The organism is Acidimicrobiia bacterium, from assembly GCA_040880805.1.
In the GTDB taxonomy this organism is placed as follows: Bacteria; Actinomycetota; Acidimicrobiia; order IMCC26256; family DASPTH01; genus DASPTH01.
Genome location: JBBDHW010000024.1, coordinates 111,611 through 133,890, shown reverse-complemented (window position 1 = coordinate 133,890; position 22,280 = coordinate 111,611). Strand labels below are relative to the sequence as shown.

29 protein-coding genes are annotated in these 22,280 nt (G+C 68.6%); 12 read left to right on the top strand and 17 right to left on the bottom strand.

Annotated features, from left to right (window positions below; translation table 11 throughout):
* Positions 1–139 precede the first annotated feature (139 nt).
* Entirely contained in the window at positions 140–973 is an 834-nt protein-coding gene (locus tag WD271_06040; GenBank protein ID MEX1007388.1) for an MBL fold metallo-hydrolase, read from the top strand.
* 9 nt (positions 974–982) lie between these two features.
* Here the strand turns inward: WD271_06040 and WD271_06035 are convergent, their stop codons facing one another.
* Positions 983–1,669 carry a dienelactone hydrolase family protein gene (locus tag WD271_06035; GenBank protein ID MEX1007387.1) on the bottom strand — a complete coding sequence of 229 codons (687 nt, stop codon included), beginning with the start codon at positions 1,667–1,669 and terminating at the stop codon, positions 983–985.
* A 137-nt stretch (positions 1,670–1,806) separates the two neighbouring features.
* Here WD271_06035 and WD271_06030 point away from each other — a divergent pair, with 137 nt between their 5' ends.
* The 3 genes from WD271_06030 to selD all read left to right on the top strand — a co-directional run bounded on the left by WD271_06030 (position 1,807) and on the right by selD (position 4,555).
* Entirely contained in the window at positions 1,807–2,286 is a 480-nt protein-coding gene (locus WD271_06030; protein MEX1007386.1) for a hypothetical protein, read from the top strand.
* A gap of 127 nt (positions 2,287–2,413) precedes the next feature.
* Entirely contained in the window at positions 2,414–3,484 is a 1,071-nt protein-coding gene (locus tag WD271_06025; protein MEX1007385.1) for an NlpC/P60 family protein, read from the top strand.
* Between the two features lie 12 nt (positions 3,485–3,496).
* Complete coding sequence (gene selD, locus WD271_06020) at positions 3,497–4,555, top strand: selenide, water dikinase SelD (protein MEX1007384.1); 1,059 nt, start codon at positions 3,497–3,499, stop codon at positions 4,553–4,555.
* On the opposite strand, the gene trxA is transcribed toward selD, so the two are convergent.
* From trxA to WD271_05985, 7 genes are all read right to left on the bottom strand, one after another.
* Positions 4,545–5,543, bottom strand: coding sequence for a thioredoxin (gene trxA / locus WD271_06015; GenBank protein ID MEX1007383.1), 999 nt, complete (start codon positions 5,541–5,543; stop codon positions 4,545–4,547). The genes selD and trxA overlap by 11 nt on opposite strands.
* An 18-nt stretch (positions 5,544–5,561) precedes the next feature.
* Positions 5,562–6,371: a maleylpyruvate isomerase family mycothiol-dependent enzyme gene (locus tag WD271_06010; GenBank protein MEX1007382.1), complete on the bottom strand. Its 810-nt coding sequence runs from the start codon at positions 6,369–6,371 to the stop codon at positions 5,562–5,564.
* Positions 6,371–7,093 carry a type I pantothenate kinase gene (gene coaA / locus WD271_06005; protein ID MEX1007381.1) on the bottom strand — a complete coding sequence of 241 codons (723 nt, stop codon included), beginning with the start codon at positions 7,091–7,093 and terminating at the stop codon, positions 6,371–6,373. The genes WD271_06010 and coaA overlap by 1 nt, the downstream gene beginning before the upstream one ends.
* Positions 7,094–7,180: 87 nt before the next feature.
* Complete coding sequence (locus WD271_06000) at positions 7,181–7,702, bottom strand: DUF4395 domain-containing protein (protein ID MEX1007380.1); 522 nt, start codon at positions 7,700–7,702, stop codon at positions 7,181–7,183.
* Complete coding sequence (locus WD271_05995; GenBank protein MEX1007379.1) at positions 7,699–9,372, bottom strand: hypothetical protein; 1,674 nt, start codon at positions 9,370–9,372, stop codon at positions 7,699–7,701. Before WD271_05995 ends, WD271_06000 begins: the two co-directional genes overlap by 4 nt.
* A 73-nt stretch (positions 9,373–9,445) precedes the next feature.
* Complete coding sequence (locus WD271_05990) at positions 9,446–9,670, bottom strand: hypothetical protein (GenBank protein MEX1007378.1); 225 nt, start codon at positions 9,668–9,670, stop codon at positions 9,446–9,448.
* Positions 9,667–10,182 carry an NUDIX domain-containing protein gene (locus tag WD271_05985; protein ID MEX1007377.1) on the bottom strand — a complete coding sequence of 172 codons (516 nt, stop codon included), beginning with the start codon at positions 10,180–10,182 and terminating at the stop codon, positions 9,667–9,669. The genes WD271_05990 and WD271_05985 overlap by 4 nt, the downstream gene beginning before the upstream one ends.
* A 15-nt stretch (positions 10,183–10,197) precedes the next feature.
* Here WD271_05985 and WD271_05980 point away from each other — a divergent pair, with 15 nt between their 5' ends.
* Both WD271_05980 and WD271_05975 read left to right on the top strand, forming a co-directional pair.
* Positions 10,198–10,581: a hypothetical protein gene (locus WD271_05980; protein ID MEX1007376.1), complete on the top strand. Its 384-nt coding sequence runs from the start codon at positions 10,198–10,200 to the stop codon at positions 10,579–10,581.
* Positions 10,582–10,605: 24 nt separating this feature from the next.
* Positions 10,606–10,812, top strand: coding sequence for a ferredoxin (locus tag WD271_05975; GenBank protein ID MEX1007375.1), 207 nt, complete (start codon positions 10,606–10,608; stop codon positions 10,810–10,812).
* A gap of 17 nt (positions 10,813–10,829) precedes the next feature.
* Here WD271_05975 and WD271_05970 read toward each other — a convergent pair whose 3' ends face one another.
* The 3 genes from WD271_05970 to WD271_05960 all read right to left on the bottom strand — a co-directional run bounded on the left by WD271_05970 (position 10,830) and on the right by WD271_05960 (position 12,239).
* Positions 10,830–11,636 (bottom strand): SDR family oxidoreductase, encoded by an 807-nt coding sequence (locus WD271_05970; protein ID MEX1007374.1) that lies wholly within the window; start codon positions 11,634–11,636, stop codon positions 10,830–10,832.
* Between the two features lie 73 nt (positions 11,637–11,709).
* Positions 11,710–11,961, bottom strand: coding sequence for a hypothetical protein (locus WD271_05965; GenBank protein MEX1007373.1), 252 nt, complete (start codon positions 11,959–11,961; stop codon positions 11,710–11,712).
* The gene (locus tag WD271_05960; protein ID MEX1007372.1) at positions 11,961–12,239 is read right to left on the bottom strand and encodes a hypothetical protein; all 279 of its coding nucleotides are present in this window, start codon (positions 12,237–12,239) and stop codon (positions 11,961–11,963) included. The genes WD271_05965 and WD271_05960 overlap by 1 nt, the downstream gene beginning before the upstream one ends.
* A gap of 41 nt (positions 12,240–12,280) precedes the next feature.
* Here WD271_05960 and WD271_05955 point away from each other — a divergent pair, with 41 nt between their 5' ends.
* Positions 12,281–13,639, top strand: a complete 1,359-nt coding sequence (locus WD271_05955; GenBank protein ID MEX1007371.1) for an MFS transporter — start codon at positions 12,281–12,283, stop codon at positions 13,637–13,639.
* An 11-nt stretch (positions 13,640–13,650) separates the two neighbouring features.
* Here WD271_05955 and WD271_05950 read toward each other — a convergent pair whose 3' ends face one another.
* The 6 genes from WD271_05950 to WD271_05925 are packed head-to-tail and all read right to left on the bottom strand — an operon-like array spanning position 13,651 to position 18,608.
* Positions 13,651–13,989 carry a type II toxin-antitoxin system PemK/MazF family toxin gene (locus WD271_05950; GenBank protein MEX1007370.1) on the bottom strand — a complete coding sequence of 113 codons (339 nt, stop codon included), beginning with the start codon at positions 13,987–13,989 and terminating at the stop codon, positions 13,651–13,653.
* Positions 13,986–14,225: a hypothetical protein gene (locus WD271_05945; protein ID MEX1007369.1), complete on the bottom strand. Its 240-nt coding sequence runs from the start codon at positions 14,223–14,225 to the stop codon at positions 13,986–13,988. The genes WD271_05950 and WD271_05945 overlap by 4 nt, the downstream gene beginning before the upstream one ends.
* Before the next feature lie 60 nt (positions 14,226–14,285).
* Positions 14,286–15,332: an NAD-dependent epimerase/dehydratase family protein gene (locus tag WD271_05940; protein MEX1007368.1), complete on the bottom strand. Its 1,047-nt coding sequence runs from the start codon at positions 15,330–15,332 to the stop codon at positions 14,286–14,288.
* On the bottom strand, positions 15,332–16,573 hold the full coding sequence (locus tag WD271_05935) for a HAMP domain-containing sensor histidine kinase (protein MEX1007367.1): 1,242 nt from the start codon (positions 16,571–16,573) through the stop codon (positions 15,332–15,334). Before WD271_05935 ends, WD271_05940 begins: the two co-directional genes overlap by 1 nt.
* Entirely contained in the window at positions 16,570–17,256 is a 687-nt protein-coding gene (locus WD271_05930; GenBank protein ID MEX1007366.1) for a response regulator transcription factor, read from the bottom strand. Before WD271_05930 ends, WD271_05935 begins: the two co-directional genes overlap by 4 nt.
* Positions 17,256–18,608 carry a hypothetical protein gene (locus tag WD271_05925; protein ID MEX1007365.1) on the bottom strand — a complete coding sequence of 451 codons (1,353 nt, stop codon included), beginning with the start codon at positions 18,606–18,608 and terminating at the stop codon, positions 17,256–17,258. The genes WD271_05930 and WD271_05925 overlap by 1 nt, the downstream gene beginning before the upstream one ends.
* Positions 18,609–18,724: 116 nt before the next feature.
* Between WD271_05925 and WD271_05920 the strand changes: the two genes are divergently transcribed.
* The 5 genes from WD271_05920 to WD271_05900 are packed head-to-tail and all read left to right on the top strand — an operon-like array spanning position 18,725 to position 22,278.
* Entirely contained in the window at positions 18,725–19,369 is a 645-nt protein-coding gene (locus tag WD271_05920; protein ID MEX1007364.1) for a glycosyltransferase family 2 protein, read from the top strand.
* Positions 19,366–20,016: a DUF2064 domain-containing protein gene (locus tag WD271_05915; protein ID MEX1007363.1), complete on the top strand. Its 651-nt coding sequence runs from the start codon at positions 19,366–19,368 to the stop codon at positions 20,014–20,016. The genes WD271_05920 and WD271_05915 overlap by 4 nt, the downstream gene beginning before the upstream one ends.
* Positions 20,016–20,636, top strand: a complete 621-nt coding sequence (locus tag WD271_05910; protein MEX1007362.1) for a class I SAM-dependent methyltransferase — start codon at positions 20,016–20,018, stop codon at positions 20,634–20,636. The genes WD271_05915 and WD271_05910 overlap by 1 nt, the downstream gene beginning before the upstream one ends.
* Positions 20,633–21,790, top strand: coding sequence for a molybdopterin-dependent oxidoreductase (locus tag WD271_05905; protein MEX1007361.1), 1,158 nt, complete (start codon positions 20,633–20,635; stop codon positions 21,788–21,790). Before WD271_05910 ends, WD271_05905 begins: the two co-directional genes overlap by 4 nt.
* Positions 21,787–22,278: a hypothetical protein gene (locus tag WD271_05900; GenBank protein MEX1007360.1), complete on the top strand. Its 492-nt coding sequence runs from the start codon at positions 21,787–21,789 to the stop codon at positions 22,276–22,278. Before WD271_05905 ends, WD271_05900 begins: the two co-directional genes overlap by 4 nt.
* Positions 22,279–22,280: the final 2 nt, after the last annotated feature.

The window sequence follows — 22,280 nt, the reverse complement described above, 5'->3', positions numbered from 1 at the left end:
ATGACGCCTGCAGAGATCGCGGAGCGGCTCGACGAGCGGTTCCGACTCCTGAACGGTGGCAGCCGCACCGCCGTCGCGAGGCGGTCGAGCTCTCCCGCGCCGAGCTCGACCGGGTCATCGACGGCGTAGCCTCGGAGCCATGACTGAGAAGCCCTCCCTCACGGAGCTGGGCGACGGCGTGTACGCGTGGCTCCAACCCGGCGGCGAGTCGGGCGTGGCGAACGCGGGCGTTGTCATCGACGACGACGGCATCACGGTGATCGACACCCTCATGGTGCGCTCGCAGTGGGAGCCGTTCGCCGCCGCGGTCGCCAAGCTCGGTGTGCCGGTGCGCCGCGCGCTCCTCACGCACGCGCACATCGACCATTGCGGCGGTACGAAGGCGTTCGAACGCGCCGCCGTCTACGGCTCGCAGCAGACGAGCGACGTGCTCGACGCCGCGATGCCGCTCGACGCCTACAAGGCCTTCATGCCCGCGTTCGAGGGAGAGTTCGACGATCTCGAGGAGCTCGGCACGCGCCCGGTCACGCACATCGTGGACGGACCCGCACATCTCACCCCTCGCGTCGAGCTCCTTCCCGCTGAGGGCCACACCGAGGGCGACATCATCGTGCTCGTCGCCGACACCGACCTGTGCTTCGCGGGCGACATCTGCTTCTTCGGCGTTACCCCGCTCGCGTTCCAGGGGAACCCCGCGGTGTGGGCCGAGGTGCTCGAGGCCGTCGCCGACCTCGCGGGCGTGATCGTGCCCGGCCACGGCCCCGTGGGCGGCGAAGCCGAGGTGCGTGAGCTCCAGGCGTACCTGCGCGCGTGCGTCGACGCCGACGGCGACGTACGCGCGATCCCGCCCGGGCCGTGGGACACCTGGCTCGAACGTGAACGAGACGCGATCAACGTGGAACGTGCTGCGATGTTGGTGCGCGGCGACGACGAGATCCCGCAGTCGATGCTGAAGGCGATGGGGCTGGGCTGACGCCGCGCGCTATTTCACGTGCTCCCGGAGGAAGACCATCGTGCGTTCCCACGCCGCCTGCGAGTGCTCCTCGTGGAACACCTCGGGGCGGTGGTGGTTCGTGAACGCGTGCTCCGTGCCCGGATAGAGAAAGAACTCGTAGTGCTTCCCGGCGGCTGCGAGCTGGTCTTCCAGCGCGGCGACCGCGGGCGGGCCGGCGAAGTCGTCGTTCTGCGCGTAGTGCCCCTGCAGCGCGGCCTTCAGCAACGTGTAGTCGGGTTGCGCGCCTTCCCAGGGGATCACGCCGTAGTAGGGCACGACGGCGAGCACGTCGTCGGGACGCAACGTGGCGAGCCACAATGCGAGCCCGCCACCCATGCAGTATCCGGTGACACCGACACCGTTGGAGGTGACCGCAGGGTGCGCGCGCAGGAAGTCGATCGCGCCGGCCATGTCCTTCGCGGCTTGCTCGATGTTCAGCGCCATCATCAACTTGCCCGCCTCGTCGGGCTCGGTCGTGATCTCACCGCGATAGATGTCGGGCGCGAGCGCGACGAAACCTTCCGACGCGAACCGGTCGCAGACCTCCTTGGTCTGGTCGTTGAGGCCCCACCACTCCTGGAGCACGACGACCCCCGGCCCCGCGCCGGATTCGGGGACGGCCAGGTACCCCTGCCCCTCGGTCCCGTTGGTCGGAAACGTGACGATGTCGCCCATAGCATTCGCTCACTCTCTGCGAGCCGGGACACCCGGCTCGCGGTCGTTCGTTCGCTGGCGAGCGCCCTTCGCTCGCGCTCCGGGCGCCGCATCGCGCAGCCTACGCTTAAGTTCTTGGCCGTTCCGCGGAGGTCAACGTGGCAAAGAATCCCGATCCGACCCTGAAGCTCACGACCACGAAGGGTGTCACCCGGACACTCGACGACTGGTCGACGATGTTCCACCTCTGTCTGGTCATCCTCCCGCCGCGACCCGAGGCGGCGGTGTTCATCCCGATCGCGGAGCGGATCTTCGCGGTGTTCGGTGACGCCGATTGCCACACGGCGTTCTGCGTGACGGGCAACGAGTTCATCGCCCGCGGTGTGCTCGGCGACGCCGAAGACAAGTACCTCACGTTCATCGACCCCGACCGCGCCTTCGTCGAGAGCCTCGGCCTCACCCACCTGCCCGCCTTCGTACATCTCCGCCAGGACACCAGCCTCGTCGCGTCGGCGGAGGGGTGGGATCCCGACGAGTGGCAACGCGTCGTCAAGGAGGTGGCGAAGGCCATGGCCTGGAGCTACCCCGAGGTGGCGAAGCCCGGCGATCCGCCGCCCACCCGGGGCTGGGCCGTCTGACCTGCCCGTCTGGACCGTTCCAGAACAACTCCGCTAGCGTGCCAGACTTCGGGCCGTGCGTCAGTGTGACTGACGTACGGCTTTGTTGTTATCGGGGTTCAATGTTGTTCACGTACGGGGTCCCCACATGAGGCGTCGGGTGCTGAGACTGCTGCCGCTGGCGCTCGTCGTCGCGACGGTCGGGTCTCTGCTCGGTCCCGCCACCACTGCACCCGCGGCTCCGATCGACGACAAGCAGGCCGAGGCCGCGCAGCTCGAGCAACAGATCACCGACAACGGCCGTCGCATCGACGCGCTCAACGAGCAGATCAACAGCGCGCAGATCGCGCTCGACAACGCCAACGACGCCATCGCCGTGGCCGACGCGCTGGTTGCCGCCGCGACGGCCAAGACCAAGGACCTGCGCCAGGAGCTGGCACGCCGCGCGGCCGACGTCTACATCCAGTCGAGTTCGTCGGGAGGCGTAGCCGAGCTCGACGCGAAGAGCGCCACCGACCTCAACGCGCGCCGGAAGTACACCGCGCTCGCCGCGCAGCGCGAGAAGCACCTGGTGAATCAGCTCGCGCGCGCCAAGGAGGACCTCGCGGCACGCAAGGCCGACGCCGACGAAGCGCGCGCCACCGCCGAGACCAAGAAGCAGGAGATCGAGTCGACGAAGGCGGAGCTCGTCGCCGGCGACAACACGCAACGCGCGTTGCTGGCGCAGGTGAAGGGTGACATCGCGGAGCTCGTCGCCAAGGCCGAAGCCGAACGCAAGGCTCGCGAAGAAGCCGCGGCCCGCGCGCGAATCGCAGCGGCGGCCGCCGCCGCGACCAGCAGAGCCGGCGCCGACACGACCGCGAGGAAGATTCCCGCTCCCAGCCAGGGTGCGGCGGGTGCGATCGCGTACGCGCAGGCTCAGCTCGGCAAGCCGTACTGCTACGGGGGCGCTGGTCCGGACTGCTTCGATTGTTCCGGGCTCACGATGCGGGCCTGGGGTGCGGCGGGTGTCGCGATGCCGCACGGATCCACCGAGCAATACAACATGTTCCCACACGTCCCGCTCAGCCAGGCCCAACCCGGCGACCTCATCGCTTGGGACGGCCATATCGGCCTCTACATCGGCGGCGGCATGATGATCCATGCGCCCCACAGCGGCACCGTCGTCCAGATCGCGCCGTTCTACGGCACCCCCTGGGGCGCCGCCCGCCCCGGCTGACCCCTCTCTCCCTTGGGGGGACACGTGAAGCTCACGGAGTACTCACACGGGGCAGGGTGCGCGTGCAAGCTGTCACCCGCCGACCTGCGCACCGTGCTCGGTCTCGTACGCGGGATCGACGCACCCGAAGACCCCGACCTGCTGGTGGGGTTCGACACCGCCGACGACGCGGCCGTCTACCGCGTGCGCGACGATCTCGCGCTCGTCGTCACCACCGACTTCTTCACGCCGATCGTCGACGACGCCTACGACTGGGGACGTATCGCAGCCACCAACGCCCTGTCCGACGTGTACGCGATGGGCGGCACGCCGTTACTCGCGCTGAACATCGTGGCGTGGCCCCGCGAGGGCCTGCCGTTCGAGCTGCTCGCGCGCGTGCTCGACGGCGGCGGCGACGTCGTGCGCGCCGCGGGCGCGATCATTGCCGGTGGTCATTCGATCGACGACCCGGAGCCCAAGTTCGGCCTCGCGGTCGTCGGTACCGTCCACCCCGGGCGTGTACTGACGAACCGGGGTGCGCGCGCCGGTGACGCGCTCGTGCTCACCAAGCCGATCGGCCTGGGCGTGATCTCCACCGCGGTGAAACGCGGCGAGGCGCCGCCCGCGCTCGTCGACGAAGCGATCCGGGTGATGACCACTTTGAACGCCTCCGCGCGCGATGCCGCGCTCGAGATCGGTGACGCGGTGCACGCGGCTACCGACGTCACCGGCTTCGGCCTGCTCGGGCACTTGCGTGAGCTGGTCACCGCAGCCGGTCTCGCCGCCGACGTCGACCCGCGCGCGGTGCCGGTGATCGACGGCGTGCGCGACCTCCTCGACGCGGGAATGGTTGCCGGCGGCACGCAGCGCAACCACGCGTTCGTGAGCGAGTCGGTCGACTGGAACGGGCTCGCCGAGAGCGAGCAGCTCCTGCTCGCCGACGCGCAGACGTCGGGTGGGTTACTCCTCGCGGTCGCCGCCGACGCAGCGCCCGACCTCGTGCGTGCCCTCGAAACGCGCGGCGCACTCGCGGCGGCGATCGTCGGCGAAACCCACGCCGGCCCCGCCGGCGCCATCACGATCAGGGAATGACGAGCATCCCGAGCTCGGCTTCGAGCTGGGGGCGCGGCTTGGCGCCGAGCGAGGACCGTTCGAGCCGGCCGTTTCTGAACAACCCGATGAGCGGGATGCTCTGCACGTCGTAGCGCTCCGCGAGGGTGGGTTCCTCGTCGATGTTCACCTTCACGACCTTGTACGCGCCCTGGCGCATCACCGCGATCTGCTCGACGACCGGGCCCACCTGACGGCACGGGCCGCACCACGGCGCCCAGAAGTCGACGATCACCGGGATGTCGGAACCGAGCACCTCGGTGTCGAACTCGGCGGTGGTCACCGGCTTCACCGGGCTCTCGGGAGGAGGTGCCGGGAGCGGCTCCGACGGGCGCTCGCCGACTCGGATCGCGTCGAGCCACGTCCGCGCCTGCTGCACGCTCTCGAGCGCGACCTCGTGGCCCATCGGGTACTCGGCGAAGACCAGCGGCACGTCGTGCTCGGCGAGGAGGTTCGCCAGCTCGCGGCTGTTGGTGACCTTCACCATCGGGTCGTCGGTGCCGTGCTGGAGGAGCACCGCGATGTTGCGCGCGGCGTCCCAGTCGACGTCGATCACCTCGAGGCGCACGAACGGGCTCATCGCGATCACGCCCGCAGGATGGGGACGGTCGCTCCGACCGACTCCGAGCGCGAACGCGAGGCCGGCGCCCTGCGAGAAGCCGGCGACCACTGCCTCGTCGCGCGGCATGTCGTGCTCCGCACAGACCTCGTCGAGGAGATCGTCGACCGCGGCGAGCGCGGCGACGAACCCTTCGCGCGCCTCATCGGGATCGGCGGTCATCACGTCGAACCACGAGAAGCCCGGCGGCGCGGAGAGCGGACCGCGCGGGAGCACTGTGACGAACTTCCCCTCCGGATCCAGATAGGAAAGGAGGCCACCGAGGTCGCGCTCGTCGGCGCCGTACCCGTGCATGAGCAGCAGGACCCGCTCGGCCGCGCTCCCATGCACCACGTTCTGCACCAGCGCCATCGCAAGAAACCTTTCTGCCTAGAACATGTAGTTCATCTCGCCGACGACGCGTCGCCCGAGCTCGTCGTCGCCGTCGATCTGCACTTCACCGGCCGCGAGCGTCAACGCCGGGTCGACGCGGCCACACGCCACGCGTTCGAAGGTCACGCTGTCCATCGTGAGCCGCGCGGTGGGATGGTCGGGCACCGCGTCGAGTCGCGCCGCACGACGCTCGACCATCTGGATCGTGACCTCGCGTGGCAAGGGACCGGTGATCGAGAACACGATCGTGCAACCGTCGGGGGGCGCGACCTTCTTCCCGACGACGAAGGGCATCGCGTCGACCACCATGTTCTGGCAGAACCGGGCCGCGTCCGAGTCGAGGTTCCCCGGCCGGGCGACGGCGCGCCGCATGTCTTGCTCGTGAGCCCACGAATCGAAGATGCGGAACGGCAGCAGGTCACGCACCGTTCCCGGGCCCACGGGGGTCCACGATTCGCCGCCGAAGCCTTCCTCGTCGAGGGCGCGCAGCTGCGCGATCCGCTCCTTCGTGAGCACGTGGAACTCGGCCAACGCCTCGGCACCGGTCCATCCCCGCCGGGAATCGACCGCGTGCTCGTTGGACTTCCCGATCTCGTTCTTCACGTGGGACAGATCGGCCGCCTCGTGCCCCCTCCATGGCCGGCCGAGGCTCATCGCCTCGATCGCGGAGAGGTGCACCAGGTTGTCCTGCACCGTCCACCCGGGAAGCTCCGTATGCCGTTTCCACTCGCTCTCGGTGAGGTCCTCACCCATCGTCTCGATGGAGTCCCACACCGATTCGAGCATGTCGACCAGCTCTTGATCCATCACAGGCTCATGGTGTCACGCGGACGGCGGATCCGCCTCATGGAGTGGTCCGGGGCCTTCTCCACGACGACGTCGGCGAGCTCGCGGGTCGGGAGGATGTATTGGTGGAGGTTCACCGCGTTGATCGCCGCCCACGCCTGGCGGGCGAACGCGATCACGTCGTCGTCGGACATGCTCGCAAACTGCCGGTAGAACGAATCGCCGCTGCTCCGAAGCTCGAGGAACCGGTTTACGTACCACTGCTCGATGTCGGGTTCGGCGGCGTCCACGTAGATCCCCACGTCGATCGCGTCCGACAGACCCAAGAGGTGGAGTCCTTCCACGATGACGACTTCGGCTTCCACGAGCACCTGCTGCTCGTCGAGCACGTCGTACTCCTCGTGCGAGTACACCGGGACGCGGATGTTGCGCTCCCCCGCCTTCACGGCTTCGAGAAACGCGACGAGCGCGTCGCGGTCGTAGCTCTCGGGAAAGCCTTTCCGCATCGCGAGCCCGCGCTCGTCGAGCACCCGGTTCGGGTACAGGAACCCGTCGGACGACACGATCTCCACCCGAAGCCCGTCGACCGTGGCGGTCAGCGACTCCCGCAGAAGCCGCGCGGTGGCGCTCTTCCCGACGGCGACGCTTCCGGTGATGGCGGTGACGTGCGGAACCTGCCGGGCCCGGCATCCCTCGATGCCGGGTCGGAGCAGGAGTTGCAGTTCGTCCAGGGGATCCGCCACTCCCCCACGCTCACACGATGGCGCCCATCGCGGCAAGATGACGGGCTTCGTAGGAGTCGGCGAGCGCGCCCAGCGCCGCAACGTTGGTCACGCGCCCACGCCTGACCGGCGCCAGATGTCGGCGCACTCCTCGCACACGGACTCGGGGATCACCCCGATGCGCATGAGCACCGCGAAGATCTTGCACCCGAGGCAGTACGCAAAGACCGACTCGAGCGTGGCCGCGATCACGATCATCCCGACGAGCACGTAGGCGACATCGGTCGCACCGAACCCGAAGTGCAGGATCAGGGCGGTGACGGACAACGTGGCGCCGATTCCCTGCGCGAACCGTTTGGGAGGACCGGGCACGTACCTCGGCGGGAACGGCAACCGCGGTGTGATCACGCGCGTGACGAGCTGACCGAGCGGACTCAGCGTGGGCCCAGTGAGCACTCGGGCAACGAAGCCGTACGCGAGCAGCACGAGGATCCAGGGTTGGTCGAACACGATTGTCGCCACGCTCATCACGACGACGCCCGCGGCCACCAACCGCGCGGACACCTCGTTCACCGGGTTCGGGAACCTGAAGAGCTGCTTCAATGCGACGCTCTCCGTTCTGTTCGTCATGACTTCGCCTTCTTGAATTTGCCCTCGAGGTGCCATACACCGGTGAAGCCGTCGAACGGGCCACCGACGATCGCGCTCGTCCATTCCAGCGTGTAGGCGCCGGTCTTTGCGTTGTAGGTGCCACTCGGGCCCTTCGTGCCCGAGGGTCGCGACCCATCGGGCTTCGGTGATCCCTGGTTGAACTGCTGCTGGCCGTAGGCCACGCCGAACGCGTCGATGTTCCCGCTGAGCGCGCCCTTGGCCCCGGCCTTGACGCTGGGAACCTTCGTCGTGTCGCCCGTCTGGGGATCGGTCTTGTTTGTCGAGACCGCGAAGTTCACACCGAAGAATTTCGTGGGCGTGAAGATGGAAGTGGCGGTCCCGTTGCCGGCCGAGTCGAACGGCGGGGTCGGCTGCGCCTGATACTTGCCGGTCACCAGCCCGCTACCGGTCCCGGGAGCGAGCGCGGTGTAGGTCTTGTCACCGCACGACGAGTCGGCGTTCGGTACGAACGGACCGCTCGTGGTGTTGCCACCGGTCTGCACCATTCGGAAGTACGAGCCGGCCGTGGGCGCGGCGGCGGCGCAGTCAGCCGCATCGACCTTGAACGTGCCGACGAGTGCCGTCGACTTGCTCGACTTGGCGAGAGCGGGGGTCGCGAAGAGGAATACGGCGGCCACCGCGAGCAGAGTCCCGGTGACGATCGTCGGCTTGCTTGCGTTGCTCACTGAACCTCCAACGTGTTGATGTGCAGGTGCTGAACGGCTCGTAATGCGGAGCGCGATGAGGCCGAGCCCGGCAATCAGCACGCCAGGTATCACGAAGAACCACGGAAAGAGCGCGAATGGAGGGAGCGCGTCGACCGCCGCGAAGTTGTCGACGTTGTCGGCCATGACCCCCACGAACGGCGCGATCTCTCGGTTGATGCGCGGCCAGTCGCGAACGAAGCGGTCGACGGCCGGCGTGCTCCCCGACGGCAATGCAGCAGTCGGCAACGCGACGTTGCGTATCTCGGCTTCGCCGTTCCCAATGGTGATGAAGTACCCCTGGACCGTCGTGACCTTCTCGCGCGTCATCAGCGAACGGAAGTCATCGATCATCTCGCCGCCGTTCGGTGCGCGTGTGAACATCTGGAACACCGCCGGTGCGGCAACGATCCCGAATCCGAGCACGACCACCACGATCAACGCGCCGCGAGAGCTGCGTCCTCGCCGGCGCTCGATCAGAGCAGCGCCGGCGAAGCCCGCTACCAGGAGACCCGGAACGACGAAGAACCCGGGGAACAGCGGGAACGGCGGGAGCGCGTCGACGCCTTCGTAGTTACCGAGATTCCGCTGCATCCGATCGAGCATGTCACTCATGTCGGCATCGATCCCCGGCCATGCCCGCTCGAACGCGTGCACGTACGTCACGCGCCTCGCGTATTCGGCCGGGCTGACGCCGAGTCGAGCTGCCGCCGCAGGATCGACGTCAGCAGTTTGCTCGTCAGCGGCTGCGCCCATCTCGACAAGGAACCCGCGGAACTTGTCGACTTGCGCCTGGGTCATGAAGGGCCGGAACTCGTCGATCATCTCGCCGCCGGCTGGTGCGCGATCGAACATCGAGAAGACGAGTGGCGCGGCCGCGAGCCCGACACCCAGCACGATCAGACCGACGACTGCGGTGTTCCGCCGCTCGTTCGTGTGGGTCATGCGTGCCTCCAGGGAGCGCCGATCCCTAAAAGCCTACTTCTCGATCATATTTATCAACAAACGGAGGGGGACTTCACCGCGCCTTCCACACCGTGTGGCCCTTGGGGAATGTGACGTCGCCCTCGGTGCGCGTCAACAGGCAGCGCTCCAGGGTGAACTCGACGAGCGCCTGCGCATCGAAGCCCCGATCGCGCGGATCACGGCGCAGGTCCTCGAGCTTCGGGCCGGGCACGATGAGCCCGAAGCAGCCGCGATCGTTGACGACCGGACAGTCGCGGAACTCACGCCAGCTGATCACCGAGCGCGATCCGCGCGCAGTTTCTCGATCACGCTCTCGTCGGTGTCGAAGGCAAGTGGCGCGGGCAAGTCGTCGAGCGCGAAGAAGTCGGCATCGACGGCGTCGTCGCCCGCACGCAGCGTGCCCCCCACCCGGTGTCCCGAGAACCAGATCCCTGCGTGGTGCCGATTGCGGTCGTGGAACGTGGTGTGCGCGTCGAAGACACCGTCGAGCTCGACCACGAGGCCCGTTTCCTCCTCGAGCTCCCGGACCGCGGCCTCACGTACGTCCTCGTGCCACCCGACGTGACCGCACGGGATGCACCACGCGCCTGCGTCGTGGCCGTAGCGGCGCTGCACCATGAGCAACCGACCTTCCTCCATCACGATCACCGCGACCCCGACGATCTGGCGACGGTGCTGACGGTGCCCGCAGCTCGGGCACACCCAGACCGGCTCGCCGCCGACTTCGATCAGTTCCACCGCAGTCGCGCACTGTGAACAGAACTGGGGTAGGACGTCGTCGTCGCTCATACTCTTGACCCCTCGATGAAACCGGAACTCGAACGACAGGTCGTGAAGACGATGTTGGGAGTCGACGGGTTCATGGAAGGCGAAGGGATCTTCACCGATGGACCCGCCTGGTTCGTGAACGGTACCCAGGTCGCCAACTTCCGTGACGTGGGGCTCGCGCTGCGGCTCACACGGCAGGTGATCAGCGCCGAACGGGCCCGGCTGAAGGCCGATGAGCGCGTCATCCTCCTCCGGAGCGGTTCGGACTGGATCGGCATCGCGGTGGAGTCGCGCACCGACCTCGAGCTTCTCGCAGAGCTGGCGGAGCTGGCTGCTGCGGCCCATCGCCCACCGCCCGGCGTCGCCGCGAAGCCTCCGCCGACGGGCGCCGACCTCGCGCGGAGGAAGAGGTTCCACTGAGACCACCGCCGTACAGTGGTGCGGATGGCAACGCAGAAACTCGCAGTCGACCGTGACCTGTGCAAGGCACACGGCAACTGCTACGCGGGGTCGCCGGATCTGTTCTGTCCCGACGAGTACGGCTTCTCGATCGCGCTACGGAGTGAAGTCGGCGACGAACACCTCGAAGCCGCGCAGCGCGCGGTCGACGGCTGCCCCGAGCACGCCATCAAACTGGAACCGACCGCGTAGCCCATCTACCAGCGCCGTCAGAAGTCGGTGCCGCCGTCGATGTTGATCAACGCGCCGGTGAGATATCCGGCGCGCGGCGAGAGCAAGAAGGCGAACAGGTCACCGACCTCGTCGGGGCGTCCGGGACGGCCCAACGCGACATCCATGTGCCATTCCTCGACCATGACCCGCTCGAGCACACCGTCCTCCGGGATCCCGCGCTCGGCTGCAATCTGTCTGCGCAGCGCGGCCAGGCCCCCCGTCTCGATCGCGCCCGGACACACACAGTTCGCCCGAACCCCCGCGCGCCCGTAGGACTTCGCCACGTTCTTGGTGAACACCGCGATCGCAGCCTTGAGCGCCACGTACGGCATGCGATTCGAGTGCGGTGCATGGATGCTGTACGCCGACGTGGTGACGATCGTGCCCGATCCGCGATCGACGAGCTGCGGCAGCACCGCCTTCACCGTCCGCACGATCGTCATGAGCACGTCTTGGACCGCCTCGTCCCAGACCGCGTCGGTGGCATCCTCCAACGTGCTGTGTGCCAGCCCGCTGGTTCCGGTTGTGATCGCCATGCCGGCCAGATCCCCCAGGGCTTCGGTCGCCTCGGCCACCACCCGCTCGGCTTCCTCGGCCCCCTTGCTGAGGTCGCCGACGATCGGCACGACCTCGGCCGGGTACTCCGCTCGGATCGCGTCGGCGGCACCCCAAGCCCGGTCGCGGTCGCGTCCGGCGACCGCGATGCGCGCCCCGTCGGCGGCCAGCGCGCGCGCCGCTTCGAACCCCATGCCGGCCGTGCCGCCGACGATGAGGTATCCCTGGTCCCGCACTCCGAGGTCCATCGAGCTCCTGACATGGGTCGCTCGCTGCTCGCCGGGGTACCCGGCTCGCGGCCACTCGCTCCTACATCATGGGTCAGTGGGCGGGGTCGACCGTGCGACCGGCGAGCAGTCGGACGAGGCTCCACAGCGACACCGCGAGCCACACGACCTCGAGGAGCACGAAGCCCCACTGCGTCTCGACCACCGCGGTCACCAACAAGAGGACCGAGCCCACGACGTTCGCGATCAGATACGCGAGCCCGACGCTGCTGAGCCTGCGCATCTGCACGCCGACGAAGGCCGCGAGGATGAGGATCGATCCGGTCAGTTGGGCGGCGAGGCTCATCACGTCTCCTGCGGGCAGTGCTCGTTGAGCGGACCCATCACGCGCTCAGCGTTTCCGATCTGCGACGACAGACGCTCGAAGTCGCGGCGGATGTCGTCAGGGACCGGCGTCTGGGCTTCCGCGAGCCAGTCGGCGAGTGTCTCGAGCGCCGATCCGAACTCGTCGGCGTCGATGCGCTCGTCGATCGATCGGCACTGGTCGAGCGTGAGGTGATCGTCGAGGAGAATGACCAGACCGCGAAGACGGCCCGCGAGATCAGCGCGCGTGGCGAAGTCCACGCGCGCCAGTCTCGCAGACCGCAACGTGGTACAACACCCCGATGGTCGGGGGCGAGCGCTTGTCTCCCGAGGAGCGAGTGCACCGAGAGCTCTCGGGGCGCACCGGGTTCCGCGCCGGCTTCTCGCTGCTCGGGCGGAACCGCGAGTTCCGACGGCTGTTCTTTGCCTCGGTCATCTCGCTCGGCGGCGACTGGTTCCTGTTCGTCGCGATCACGGGGCTGATCCTCGAGACGACCGGTCGCGCGATCGACGTCGGCCTCGCCATCCTTGCCCAGCAAGCAGCCTTCTTCCTCGCATCACCGGTGGCCGGCGTGCTGGCCGACCGTCTCGACCGACGCAAGCTCATGATCTGGTGCGACCTGGCCCGGGTCGCGATCTGCGCCGCGTTCCTGCTGGTCGGGCCGGACACCGTCTGGCTGGCCTACCCGCTGCTGGCGTTGCTCTCGGTGTTCAGCGCGCCGTTCGAGCCGTCCTCCAACGCCGCGATCCCGAACTTGGTCGAACCCGAGGATCTGCCGACGGCCAACGCGTTGGGCGGGTCCCTGTGGGGCACGATGCTCGCGGTGGGTGCTGCGGTGGGCGGCGTCGTGTCCACGGTGTTCGGGCGCGACACGGCCTTCGTGATCGACGCGATGTCGTTCCTCCTCTCGGCGCTCGTCCTGTCGGGCATCCGTCGATCGTTCTCGGAGCAGCGCGAGCCCGACCACGAACACCCCAAGATGGTCGCGGCGACGGTCGAGGTCGTGCACTACGCCCGAAGTGACCGTCGCGTGTTCGCGCTGATCTCGGTGAAGGGCGGGTTCGGACTCGCCGCGGGCGTGCTCGCGCTCATTCCCGTCTTCGGAGTCGACGTGTTCGACAAGGGAGACATCGGCGTCGGTGTGCTGATGGCGGCGCGCGGCGTCGGTGCGCTGATCGGGCCGTTCTTCGGTCACCGTCTGAGCGGGCCGGAACACCGACGCCTGTTCCGCGTGATCGGACTCGCGCTCGGCGTCTTCGGTCTTTCGTACATGGCGCTCGGCCTGGCGCCGGCGCTGTGGGTGGCGGCGGTGGTGATCTTCGTGGCGCACCTCGGCGGAGGCACGCAGTGGGCGCTGTCCACGTACGGGCTGCAGGTGCTGGTTCCGGACTACATCCGAGGGCGTGTCTTCGCGGTCGACTTCGCGCTGATCACGCTGTCGCTCGGAATCTCGAGCCTGGTGGCATCGGCGATCGCCGACGCGGCCGGGCCACGGGTCGCGGCCTTCGTCGTGGGCGGCTTCGCGGTCGCCTGGGCGGTGGCGTGGTGGGTGCTCACGCGGAACGTGCGGCGCGTCACCGCGGCGGAAGGCGTCGCGTCCCCGGGCGCCGACGAATACGGCCCACCCGAACCGGAGGCCGTCGCCCTCGGCGACCGTTGACCGTCAGCCACTCAGAAGTCGAGCAAGAACCTGAGCGCTCGAGCGATCGCGAACAGCGGCTCGTCTCCCACCACACCGAGCCGGGCGATCATGCGCTGCTCGGAAACCGACTTCACGTCCTCGCACTTCGCGTAGTTCACATCGTCGAGACCGGAAGCTCCCGGTTCGATCTCGATGTGCGACGGCAACCCCCGACGTGTCGTGGTGCACGGCACGACGATGACGACGCCCGCGCGGCTGTCGTTCAAGCGGTCAGCGGACACGACCACCGCCGGGCGCCGCCCGGCTTGCTCGGTGCCGATCGGTTCGCCGAAGTCGACGAGCCAGATCTCACCCCGGCGCGAGGTCACACCGAACGATCACGCAGCGCATGGCTCTCGACGGCGCGTTCCGACTCGATCTCCGCCCAGGCGTGAGCATCGCCGCGTAGATCGGAATAACGAGCCGACATCTCGTCGAAGAACACTCGGCGCTCGAGCGCATCCACGGCCTCGTCGAGGAGCTGGGTCATCGGCCGCCCGGTTACATCGGCCAGCTTCGCGAATCGTGCTCGCGTCTGCTCACTCACCCTGATCGTTGTGCTCACAGCCCTGAGTCTACCCACGAGTAGACCAATTCATCTACGCCGCGGGCTCGCGGCGGGCGCTCAACGCATCGGCGCGGCTGCGAACTCCCTGATGCCGTCGTCGAATGACACGGCAGCCACGAAGCCGAGGCGTCGAGCTGCCGCGTTCGGCGAGGCGAAGACATGCCGCACGTCTCCGAGGCGGTAGCGCGGCACGATCTCCGGTGGCGGGGCGTCGGGCCCGAGGTTGCGGCTCAGCGCGGCGGCGAGCTCGTAGACCGAGCGAGGGGTGCCACTCGCGATGTTCAGCGGACCGTTGTACGGACACTCCGCTTCGAGCGCGAGGCGGTTGGCACGGGCGACATCTCGGACGTGGACGAAGTCGCGGAGCTGATCACCATCCTCGTACACCTGCGGCGCCTCCCCGCGCTCGAGCGCGCTCCGGAAGATGCCGGCGACGCCCGCGTACAAGGTGTTGCGCGGCATGCGCGGCCCGTAGACGTTGTGGTACCGGAGGGCAGTGACGGGCACGCCGTGTTCGCGTCCGTACAGTCCGCACAAATGCTCCTGGTGGAGCTTGGTCGCGGCGTACACGCTACGCGGATCAGCCGGCGCGCTCTCGGGAACCGCCTCGGGACAGAGTTCGCGATCACACGTTGGGCATCGGGGCTCCCAGTCGCCCTTCGCGAGACGCGCGGCCTCGCGCGGCTCGGGACGTATCTCACCGTGCCGCTCACAGCGGTACCGGCCCTCGCCGTAGACCACCATGCTGCTCGCGAGCGCGAACGCACCGCGGAAGCGTCGCCCGTGGAGCGCGTGGAGGAGGTGCGCGGTGCCGCACGCGTTGTCGCGTACGTAGCCCACGACGTCGCCAAAATCCTCGCCGAGCCCCACCATCGCCGCCTGATGGCAGACCGCGTCGATCCCGCTCGTCACCCGATGCAGCGTTTCCGTGTCGGCAAGATCGGCCCAGTGGTACTCCACGCCGGGAACGACGCAGGTGGGGAACTCGTGGTGGGCGGCCGGATGGATCGAGTCGAGGACGACGATTTCATGGCCGGCCCCAGCCAGTTCTTCGACGATGTGCGAGCCGATGAACCCGGCACCGCCGGTCACCAGGACGCGCATCAAGCCCACTCGCGAGGTACCGAGAGCGGCAGGCGAACGGTGAAGCGCGCACCGTCGCACTCGTTGCGCACAGTGAGGTCGCCGCGATGCGCCTCGACCAGGCCACGCGCGATCGCGAGTCCGAGACCGGCGCCGCTCCCCGGGGTACGAGCCGTGTTGCCACTGAACGCGACGTCGAAGACGCGCGGTAGATCATCGTCGGGTATCCCACCTCCGGAGTCCTGCACCGAGATGTAGGCGTAGTCGTCGTCGGCATCGGCTTCCACGAGCACGGTTCCGTCGCTCGGGGTGTGACGGATCGCGTTCTCCAAGATGTTGCGCAGCGCGCGGAGCACCTCAGCCGCGGACGCGTCGAGGTCGGTTGCGGTCGCGGCGAGCCGGCCTTCGATGCGAACACCCTTTGCCTCCGCCGTCGCCCGCGCGCCGGCGATCGCGTCGGAGACCAGATCACCGAGCGATACGGGGCCGAGTTCCAGCCGCAGTACGCCGGCTTGGGTGCGGCTCAGCTCGAACAGGTCGTCGACGAGGCCACTCAGGCGGTCGGCTTCCACTCGCAGGGTCGTGTGGTAGCGGGCGACGGTCTCGGGATCGGAGACGACGCCGTCCTCCAGCGCCTCCGCGACGGCGCGGATCGCCGCGAGTGGAGTGCGCAGGTCGTGTGAGACCCACGCAACGAGCTCGCGGCGTGACGCCTCGAGTGCCTGCTCTCTTCGGCGCGCGTCATCGAGTCGCGCCGACGCGACGAGCAACTCGTGGTAGAGGCGCGCAAGCTCCTGAGGCACCGCTGGCGGGCTCTCGACGAGTGCGACTTCACCGGTACCGATGCCACGCGCGACGTCGATGAGCGTCTGGCTCGCGCGTCCGACGCGCCGGCCCAGCGCGACCGCGGTACCGACGCCGACCACGCCCGCAGCTACGAGGATCACGCTGAGCGCTGCGAGATCGTGTTCGCTCAAGAACATGGCCTGTGCAGCGACGAACGCACCCGCTCCGACCGCGATCAGAACGACGAGCGCGGTTGCGGCGATCTGCACCGCGAGCGACTGCCGGCGCACGAAATGGAGTACGCACGCTCCCCCGATCGCGCCCGCAAGCGCGACTCCACTCCCGATGGCGGCGAGCTTGACGGCGTCGGCGGCGGGGACACGCGCGGCGATTGCAACGAGCACGATGACCGACGCGCCAACGAGAGCCGCCAGCAGGACACGGGACAGATCGGTGCCGCGGGGAGAAGTGTTCATGTGGGATCGAACCGGTACCCGACGCCCCACACCGTCTTGATCCATCGCGGCTCCGACGGGTTCTCCTCGATCTTCTCGCGCAATCGTCGAATGTGCACGGTGACCGTCGCCGTGTCACCGTACGTGTAGCCCCACACCTGTTCGAGCAGCTCTTCCCGCCGGAACGCATGCCGGGGGCGCAGCACCAGAAAGGCGAGGAGGTCGAACTCGCGCGCGGTGACCGCGACGGGCTCCGCGCATCGGCGCACCTCACGAGCCCGAAGATCGATTTCGACGTCGCCGCACGTGATGGTCGCCGCCTGCTGGGCAGGCACCGGAGCCTCGACTCGGCGCAACACGGCCTTGACCCGCGCGGTCAACTCGCGCGGCGAGAACGGCTTCGAGATGTAGTCGTCGGCCCCGAGCTCGAGGCCGATGATGCGATCTTCCTCGTCGCCGCGCGCGGTCAGCATCACGATCGGAATCGGCGCGAAGGCCCGGAGCCTCCGACACACTTCGATGCCGTCGATGCCCGGCAACATGAGGTCGAGCACCACCAGCGCGGGGGGTTCGGCCATCGCGCGTGCCAGTGCCTCGTTCCCGTCGCCCACTGCTTCGACCACGAACCCTTCGCGCTCGAGGTAGCGCGTGACGATCTCGGTAACGGTCGGATCGTCATCGACGACCAAGACCCGGCTCGACATCACCATGCGGTTCGTACCAATCCCTCGAGGCCTACGGCCAGGCCGGCCTGCGCCGCCAACCACATTGTGCCGGTCGAGAACCGTCGATCTCGCGTGCCGTTCGTGACGCGGGCCGACCAGAGGGCGCCGCACGACACGAGGACGAATGGCGCAAAGGGTAGCCAGATGCGCTCCACCTCCCCTTTCGACATCCCGCTGAGATCCGCGAGCGCGACCGCGGCGAGCGCGCTTGCGACCAACAGCCATACCCGACGGTGACGGAGTCGGGTCAGCGCCACGAACGCCGCCGGTCCCAACACGATCGCGAAGCTCGCGAGGTTGGCGACGAGAAACACCGGGTAGGGACGCCGAGATGCGACACCGGCGAAGTATCGATCCCTGGTGGCCAGCAAGCCGTCGATCCACCAGAACCCCGACAGCAGGAACGCGCCGACCACCGGCAGCGCGCCCGCGCACGCCAGCAGAACCGGACGCGGGGCGCGGCGGTACACCGCGACCGTGAGGGGAATCACCGCGACGAGCACGAGGCCGTACGAGAGATACGCGAGGACTCCGAACAGGATGCCGCCGCCGACGGCGTACGCGTCGCCCCTCGAGCCCTGCCGCCCGGTGGCGAGCACCACGAGCGCGGTCGCGGCGCACGACACACCGGCATAAAACGCGTCCGCGCTCGTCGCGATCCAGATCGACATCGGTGCCAGCACCACGAACAGCGCCGAACGCCGCGCCCACTCCTCGTCGACGACCTCGCGCACCACGACCAGCACGAGTGGGGCCGCCGCCGCACCGACGACGATGCACAACAACGCGACGAGCACGGGCGATCCCAAGCCACCCGCGTGGAGCGACGCGCTCAGCGTGGCGAAGCCGGGAGGATGCCCCTGCACGTGAACTGGGTAATGGCGGATGTTTTCGACGAATCCGTCGAGGAAGCTCGGGATGGAGTGGATGCCTGGCAGGAGCGCGAGGTACTCGCCCGAGTGCTCGAGCGGCGCGGTGATCCGGCCCCAGCCCCGGACGGCCGCCAGTCCGATCGCCCACGATGTCGACGCGACCCACGCTCCCGCGAGCAGCCGTCGCCATTCGAGCGTGGCAGCCAATCGCGCCCCCCACACGATCAGCGCGAGCGCGATCGCGAGAGGCAACACGACCGCGATCTCGATGTGCGGGTCGAAGCTCGCGTGGAGCGGCACGGCATCGTGACGCGCGATAGCGACCGGGTCGACGAACTGCCGCACCAGAAGGGCTCCGGCAAGGACCAGTACGGCCCACAGCGTGAGCGGTGCGCGTTCACGTGCACCGCGTCGCGGCGGCTCGATCGCGGACTCGATCGCGACATCGACCCTGGTCACCTGCCGCACAGTACCGAGTGCATGCCGCAGGTCACGCCGTACTCGCGCATTCGTTTCGCGAATCGTAAGCATGATCACGCGCTTTTCGTCGCACCGGCTGAGTACGTTGCGAAACGATGTTCGAGGTCATTCTTCCTGTGCTCGACGAAGCCGAAGCCATTCCCCTCGTCCTCGCGAGCCTCCCCGCAGACTTCATTCCGATCGTCGTCGACAACGGGTCGACCGACGGCTCGGCCGACGTCGCGCGCGCACACGGCGCCCGCGTCGTCAGCGAGCCGAGACGCGGGTTCGGCGCGGCATGCGCGGCCGGCCTGCACGCCGCCACGAGCGAAGTCGTGTGCTTCATGGACTGCGACGGCTCGCTGAGCGGCACTGACCTCCCGAGTGTGGTTGACCCAATCGTCCACGGAGAAGCCGCGCTGGTGCTCGGTTCGCGCCGGCCGACGTCGCGCCGGGCGTGGCCGTGGCACGCGCGCGCCGCGAATCGAGTCCTGGCCCTGGAGATCCGGCGCCGTACCGGCCTCGCGCTCCGAGACCTCGGCCCCATGCGCGCCGCGCGCCGCGAGCCGCTCCTGGGCCTCGAGATCGCGGACCGCCGGTTCGGTTGGCCCTTGGAGATGGTCTTGCGGGCGAGCGGCCAAGGGTGGTCGATCACCGAAGTGCCGGTCACCTACCGACCGCGTCTCGGCCGGTCGAAGGTCACCGGCACCGTGCGCGGCACCGCGCGCGCCGTGGTCGACATGGCCCGGGCGCTGCGATGAGCCCGCCGAGAACCGTGCTGGTACTGGCGAAGGAACCGGTTGCGGGCCGAGTCAAGACGCGACTCTGTCCGCCCTTCACGCTGCACGAGGCGGCACTGCTCGCGGCCGCCGCGCTCGACGACACGCTGTCGGCCGTGCAGCACACGCGGTGCGACCGCCGCGTACTCGTGCTCGACGGCGAGCCGCCCGCTCGGCTGGATCCGAGCTTCGAAGTGCGACCGCAAGCCCAAGGGGCACTCGACCGCCGGCTGAGCGCCGCGTTCGCAAACGTCGACGGACCCACCGTGCTCGTCGGGATGGACACGCCACAGGTAACCCCGGAGCTGATCGACGACGCACTCGCCCACCTCGATGCTTGCAATGACGCGGTCATCGGGCGCTCGGTTGACGGCGGGTTCTGGATCGTGGGGCTCACGCGTCCGACGCGCCGCGCTTTCCTCGGCGTTCCGATGAGCACGCCGACGACGGGAGCGGTGCAACACGCGCGCCTCGTCGAGCTCGGGCTGCACACGGCGACGCTTCCGTTACTCCGTGACGTCGACGAGTACGACGACGCGGTCGCGGTCGCGCGCGGTGCGCCTGCCACGCGTTTCGCCGCGGCGTTCAGGCAGCTCGACTCGAAGTTCACCCGCGTGCTTGTCTCGTGATGGAGCAGGCGACGACCGCGTGTCTTCGCCATCCGAGCGGCGAACCGCTGCGAGTGGATGCCGGCCGATGGCTCGCACCCCTCGCGCCCGTCGACTACCGCGTGCTCTCCCGCGCACACCCACCGGTGCTCGACATCGGGTGCGGACCCGGCCGTCACGTCGTCGCACTCGCAGAGCAACGCAAACTCACGCTTGGCATCGATCTCACCCCGCCCGCCATCGACCTCGCGCGCGACCGCGGCGCGCCCGTCCTGCACCGTTCGGTCTTCGCGCGCGTTCCCGGCGCCCGACGTTGGCGCACCGCCCTGCTGCTCGACGGCAACATCGGTATCGGTGGTGACCCCGTCGAGCTCCTGCACCGGGTCCGCGCGCTCCTCCGCGTCGGCGGGTGTGTGCTGGTGGAACTCGATCCGCCCGGTGCACCACGGGTCAGGACGACGGCGCGACTCGAGCTCGGATCGCGGTACGGACCCTGGTTCCCGTGGAGCTGCCTCTCCATCGACGAGCTCGGCGCGACGGCGATTGCGAGCGACCTGACCGTCGACGAGGTGTGGTGTGACGAGGGGCGCTGGTTCGCGGCGCTCCACACACGCGCACGCGGCTTGAGGCGCGCGCCATGAGCGTGCGGCTCCAGCCCCGGAGCGTGCTCCACGACGAGCGGGTCGCGGCCGTGTTGGGCATCGCGCTCGGTGTCGCCTTCGGCGTGTGCTTCGCCACCGGTGTGCTGTCGCACCTGATCCAAAATCCACCGAGCTGGTTCCACTGGCCGTCGCGACCGGCCGGTCTCTACCGCGTCACCCAGGGGCTCCACATCGCGACCGGGATCGCGGCAATCCCCCTGCTGTTCGCAAAGCTCTGGGTCGTGTTTCCCAAGCTCTTCGAGCGGCCGGCGTTCACCGGCGTCGCGCACTTTCTCGAGCGCGTGTCACTCATCCCGCTGATCGGCGGGGGCCTCTTCCAGCTCACGAGCGGAGTGGCCAACATCAACCAGTGGTACCCGTGGCCATTCGGGTTCCTTCTCGCGCACTACTGGGTGGCATGGATCTCCATCGGCGCGCTCATCGTGCACATCGGCGCGAAATGGAGCATCACCCGCCAGGCACTCGCGAAGCGAAGTCCGCCGGACGCGACCGAGCACGGCGACACCGACATCGCCACAACCGGCATCGCCACAACCGGCATCGCCACCACCGAGCGCCGCACATTCCTGCTCACGGTGTTCGGCATGAGCGGACTGCTGACGCTGTTCACTGTGGGCCAAACGGTCGGTTTCCTGGAACGACTCACGCTGCTCGCGCCCCGCAGGCCCAGCGTCGGACCGCAAGGCTTCCCGGTGAACCGCACCGCAGCCGGCGTCGGCGTGCTCGAAGCCGCCCGCAGTCCCGACTTCCGCTTGCAGGTCGACGGCAACGTGCGCCGTTCCCTCACCTTCACGCTCGACGAGCTCAACGCGCTGCTGCAGCACGGGGCAACCCTGCCCATCGCGTGTGTCGAAGGTTGGAGCACGTCACAACGATGGCAAGGAGTGAGGGTCCGCGACTTGCTGGCCATGGCCGGGGCGCCCGCCGGCGCGTCGGTCAGGGTGCAGTCCCTCCAGGACCACAGGTCCTCCATGCTGAACGGGTCGCACGCGCACGATCGCGACACATTGCTCGCGCTTCGCGTCAACGACGAAGTGCTGCACATCGATCACGGCTTCCCCGTACGGCTGATCGGGCCGAACCGACCGGGGACGATGCAGACCAAGTGGGTCACGAGACTGGAAGTTCTGTGAGCGAACCCGAGTCGGCGCGCGGGGCAGGGTTCTGGATCGCGCTGGTCGTGGGTTGGGCCGTGATCGCGTTCGGGGCGCTGCAACTCATCGGCCAGAAGACCGGCCTCAGCGGTGCCACGCAGGTCGCCACATGGGTGGTCGCCGGTCACGCGGTGCACGACCTCCTCATCGCACCCCTGGTGTGCCTGATCGGGATCGGCATCGCGAGTCTCCTCGCCGAACCGTGGCGGACGCCCATTCGATCCGGTGTGATTGCGAGCGTGCTGGTCGTCGCGGTCGCGTACCCGGCGCTGCGCGGCTACGGCCGCAAGCCGAACAATCCCACCGTGCACCCCCACCCCTACACGACCGGAGTGCTGACGGTGCTCGGAGTCGTGTGGGGCCTCGTCGCCGTGTGGATCGCCGTGCGGATCGTTCGGGCTTACGCCGGCACCCGACGCGAGCGGCCGCGCCAGGTTTCCGGTGTCCACCGCAACTTCGGCGGGTAATC

Excerpts from the sequence above, each read along its gene's own strand:
- trxA (MEX1007383.1), bottom strand. The coding sequence starts at position 5,543 with ATGGCGCTGGTGCAGAACGTGGTGCATGGGAGCGCGGCCGAGCGGGTC.
- WD271_05905 (MEX1007361.1), top strand. The coding sequence starts at position 20,633 with ATGAGCGTGCGGCTCCAGCCCCGGAGCGTGCTCCACGACGAGCGGGTC.
- WD271_05965 (MEX1007373.1), bottom strand. The coding sequence starts at position 11,961 with ATGAGCCTCGCCGCCCAACTGACCGGATCGATCCTCATCCTCGCGGCC.
- WD271_05970 (MEX1007374.1), bottom strand. The coding sequence starts at position 11,636 with ATGGACCTCGGAGTGCGGGACCAGGGATACCTCATCGTCGGCGGCACG.
- WD271_05980 (MEX1007376.1), top strand. The coding sequence starts at position 10,198 with ATGAAACCGGAACTCGAACGACAGGTCGTGAAGACGATGTTGGGAGTC.
- WD271_06000 (MEX1007380.1), bottom strand. The coding sequence starts at position 7,702 with ATGACGAACAGAACGGAGAGCGTCGCATTGAAGCAGCTCTTCAGGTTC.
- WD271_05975 (MEX1007375.1), top strand. The coding sequence starts at position 10,606 with ATGGCAACGCAGAAACTCGCAGTCGACCGTGACCTGTGCAAGGCACAC.
- WD271_05955 (MEX1007371.1), top strand. The coding sequence starts at position 12,281 with ATGGTCGGGGGCGAGCGCTTGTCTCCCGAGGAGCGAGTGCACCGAGAG.
- WD271_05910 (MEX1007362.1), top strand. The coding sequence starts at position 20,016 with ATGGAGCAGGCGACGACCGCGTGTCTTCGCCATCCGAGCGGCGAACCG.
- WD271_06010 (MEX1007382.1), bottom strand. The coding sequence starts at position 6,371 with ATGGATCAAGAGCTGGTCGACATGCTCGAATCGGTGTGGGACTCCATC.
- WD271_05995 (MEX1007379.1), bottom strand. The coding sequence starts at position 9,372 with ATGACCCACACGAACGAGCGGCGGAACACCGCAGTCGTCGGTCTGATC.
- WD271_05930 (MEX1007366.1), bottom strand. The coding sequence starts at position 17,256 with ATGTCGAGCCGGGTCTTGGTCGTCGATGACGATCCGACCGTTACCGAG.
- WD271_05915 (MEX1007363.1), top strand. The coding sequence starts at position 19,366 with ATGAGCCCGCCGAGAACCGTGCTGGTACTGGCGAAGGAACCGGTTGCG.
- WD271_06025 (MEX1007385.1), top strand. The coding sequence starts at position 2,414 with ATGAGGCGTCGGGTGCTGAGACTGCTGCCGCTGGCGCTCGTCGTCGCG.
- WD271_05940 (MEX1007368.1), bottom strand. The coding sequence starts at position 15,332 with ATGCGCGTCCTGGTGACCGGCGGTGCCGGGTTCATCGGCTCGCACATC.
- WD271_05935 (MEX1007367.1), bottom strand. The coding sequence starts at position 16,573 with ATGAACACTTCTCCCCGCGGCACCGATCTGTCCCGTGTCCTGCTGGCG.
- WD271_05985 (MEX1007377.1), bottom strand. The coding sequence starts at position 10,182 with ATGAGCGACGACGACGTCCTACCCCAGTTCTGTTCACAGTGCGCGACT.
- WD271_06035 (MEX1007387.1), bottom strand. The coding sequence starts at position 1,669 with ATGGGCGACATCGTCACGTTTCCGACCAACGGGACCGAGGGGCAGGGG.
- WD271_06040 (MEX1007388.1), top strand. The coding sequence starts at position 140 with ATGACTGAGAAGCCCTCCCTCACGGAGCTGGGCGACGGCGTGTACGCG.
- WD271_05920 (MEX1007364.1), top strand. The coding sequence starts at position 18,725 with ATGTTCGAGGTCATTCTTCCTGTGCTCGACGAAGCCGAAGCCATTCCC.